Origin of the sequence: Rhodopila sp. (assembly GCF_035548235.1) — a bacterium.
In the GTDB taxonomy this organism is placed as follows: Bacteria; Pseudomonadota; Alphaproteobacteria; order Acetobacterales; family Acetobacteraceae; genus Rhodopila.
Window position 1 is genome coordinate 1 of the sequence record NZ_DASZTJ010000289.1, and the last position, 3342, is coordinate 3342.

Consider the following 3342-nt stretch of genomic DNA (forward strand, 5'->3'; position numbering starts at 1 on the left):
TCGGCGAGCCAGCGTGCGATCGCGAGGCCGCTCGCATGGTGGCGCGCCATGCGCATCCCAAGCGTGCGCAGACCACGTAGCGCCAGATAGGCGTCATCCGGGCCGATGCAGAGACCGATCTCGCTCGCAGTGGCGCGTAGGCGTTGCAGCACGTCGCCGCGCGCCGAGACGAGGCCGATCATCACGTCGGAATGGCCGCCGATATATTTTGTGCCGGCCTGCACCGAGACGTCGACGCCGATCGACAGCGGCTTGAGGAAGTAGCTGGCGCTCCAGGAATTATCCATCGCGGTCGGGATGCCGAACTGCCGTGCCACCGCCACCATGGCGCGCAGATCCGACATTTCGAACGTCTGCGAGCCCGGGCATTCGAGCCAGATCAGCGCAGTGTCTTGCCGCACAAGCTCGGCGAGACCCGCGCCGATTGCTGGATCATAATAGGTGACGTCGAGGCCAAGCCTGCCGAGCATGCCATCGCTGATGCGCCGTACCGGCCCATAGACGTTGTCCGGCACCAGCACGTGACGCCTGGGCCCGGCGAAGGCGAGTAGCGTTGTAGAGATCGCCATCAGTCCGGACGGTGCCAGCACGGTGCCATCGGCCCCTTCCAGCGCGCTCATGGCCTCCTCAAGCGCCATGCTCGTGGGAGTGCCGCGCCGGCCGTAGCGAACCTTGGCTTCCGCCTTGGCATCCAGCGCTGCCAGCGTTGGAAACAATATGGTGGAGGCGTGATAGACCGGTGGGTTGACCGCACCGAAATGCGCTATGGAGGGCCGTCCGGCATGCGCCAGCACGGTGTCGTCATGCGCGCGTGCCTTCGTCATGCCGGCCTTCTTCGATGACGTAACCATTACGCCGCGGCCTTGCGTGCGGCGCGAAGTACCTCTGTTGCGGCACTATCGACGGTCCCGGTCTCCGTCAGCACCACGCCGTAAATCTCGGACGCCGCCACGGCTGATATGTATCCGAACGTCACATCCTCGGCGACGAGATCGGGTGCGCGCGACAGTGGATCGCCATAGCCGCCGCCACCGGGCATCTCCACGCGCAGCCTGTCGCCGGAGGGAATCGTGGCCGGTCCCCGGCCGGGCAGCACTTTGCCGGAGGCGAGACTGACACGGCCGGTCGCACCCGATAGCCCACCTTCGCGCCCACGCGGCGGGAATCGCACGCGGTCGAAATTCGACATGGTCGCGAAAGGCATGCCCTCGGTGCTCTCGATCTCCATGAGTTGGCCGAGCCCGCCGCGTTGGCGTCCACCGCCGCCGCTGTCGGTGCGGAACTCCTTCCTCCATACCAAAAGGGGCGCCATCGTCTCGGTGACCTCCACCGGCACGTTGCGCACGCCGGAGGGGAACGCGGTAGCCGACATCCCGTCTTGCTGTGGTCGCGCGCCGGTGCCGCCGGAATGGAAGCTGGTCAGGTTGAAGGGCGTTGCCCGCATCATGGTTGCGCTCGGCGCGTCGACCCGGCCGTATCCCCCCATCATGCGGATGTTCCACAGGCAGGAGGTGCCCTCGGCCGGTACGCCCGCCGCCACCGCCTGCTGCAGACAACCCATCACCACGTCCGGGAGCATTTGCCCGAAAGAGCCGCGTCCGCCGACCGGTGCGGGATGCGGCGCGTTCAGTAGGCTGCCCTCCGGGGCGGTGACGCGGATCGTGGCGAGCGAGGCCGCGTTGTTCGGCACGTGCGGGGCGACAATGACCTTCACGCCGAAGCTGGTATAGGCCTCGGTGTAGCAGAGCGGGACGTTGATGCCCTTGTTGACGATCCCGGGACTGCCGGCGAAATCAACATCGATGCCGTCCGGCCCAATGGTCAGAGCCGCCTTGAACACCATTGGCTCGTCCAGCCCATCCACCGTCATGCTGTTGTGGTAGGTGCCGAAGGGCAGGCGGGTGATCGCTTCGAGGCTGGCACGCCGGGATTCCGTCAGGATGTGTTCCGCCAGCGCGTCGAGCGTCTCCAGGCCGAATTCGTCCATCATCGCGAGTAGCCGCCTGCCGCCGACGTCATTCGAGGAAATCTCGGAGAAGATGTCGCCCAGCACTTGCACGGACTCGCGCACATTGGCTGCGATAATGTCGACCAGCCACTGGTTGAGCCGTCCGGCCTCCACGATCTTTGTGGGTGGCAGGAACAGACCTTCCTCGTAGACCTGCTTGCCGCCGCCCGACATGCCGACGCCGCCGATATCGACCACGTGCAGCGTGCAGGCGAACAGCGCCACCGGCTTCCCGCGACGGAAGATCGGCGTCACTACCACGATGTCGTTGAGATGGCCGGTGCCGATCCAGGGATCGTTGAAGATGAGCACGTCGCCATCATTCATACTGGCAAGCGGAAATTTTTTCAGCGCGTGGCCCACGCTCTTGGCCATGGAGTTCACATGGCCGGGCGTGCCGGTGACCGCCTGCGCCAGCATGCGACCCCCGGTGTCGTAGACGCCAGCGGACACGTCGCCCGCCTCCCGCGTCGGCGCGCCAAAGGCGGTCCGGATAAGCGTCTGGGCCTGTTCCTCGACGACGGAAATCAGGCGGTTCCACATGATCTGGTAATGGATCATCGACATCTTGTCGGCTTGGGGCATCACGCGGCCTCCTTCGCTGCTTCGATCTGTCGCTTGACCAACCGGATCGCTCCCGTCGGGTCGATGCGCGCATCGAAACCAGCCGTGACCACCGTGGTCGTTTCATCCTCGGCGATCACCGCTGGACCGCTGATCGTCTGCCGCGCGCCTAGCTCGGCGCGGTGATAGACCGGTACCATCCGGTAGGCATTCTGCTGCGGATCGAACAGGCGCCGCTGTCCCGTCGGTTGGGCGTGTCCTGCTTCGGGGACGAGCACCGCGGCGGGCGCGCCGGCCAGCGCGGGCGCGGTGGCGGTGAGGGTCCAACTCGTAATCTCGATATCGAGCCCCGGGATGCCGCGACCGAACATCGCGCGGTAGCTTTCCTCGAACGCCGCCCGCAGCCGGGCGCCGGATTGTGTGTCGAAGCTCGCCTCCTCGATCGAGACTGCGATCTCGTGCCCCTGGCCCTGATAGCGCATGTCGGCGCTGCGGGTAATGGTGATGTCCGCCCCGGGCGCGCCGAGTCGCACTACCTGCGTCGCCTCCTCGGCCATCACCGTGAACATCGTGTTGAGGTCCAAGACATCCAGGCTTCCGAGCCGCGCCGGGCGGCTGCGCACCACCTGAAATGCGATCGGTGCGCGCAGGAAACCGACCGCCGAGCCAACGCCTGCACTTGCTGGGATGATCACCTCCGAGATGCCAAGCTTCTCGGCCAACCGCGCCGCATGCAGCGGCGCGCTGCCGCCGAAGGCGATCATCGCGCG

The 3342-nt window shown here is 66.2% G+C and carries 3 protein-coding genes; all 3 read right to left on the reverse strand.

Annotation, left to right across the window (positions count from 1 at the left end; all coding sequences use genetic code 11):
* Positions 1 to 824, reverse strand: an 824-nt coding sequence (locus VHB27_RS23640) for a trans-sulfuration enzyme family protein (protein WP_325605258.1), incomplete at its 3' end; no start/stop codon positions are given.
* Positions 825 to 850: 26 nt separating this feature from the next.
* Entirely contained in the window at positions 851 to 2593 is a 1743-nt protein-coding gene (locus VHB27_RS23645) for a hydantoinase B/oxoprolinase family protein (RefSeq protein ID WP_325605260.1), read from the reverse strand.
* A partial coding sequence (locus VHB27_RS23650) for a hydantoinase/oxoprolinase family protein (protein ID WP_325605262.1) occupies positions 2593 to 3342 on the reverse strand: 750 nt, incomplete at its 5' end. The genes VHB27_RS23645 and VHB27_RS23650, both read right to left, overlap by 1 nt.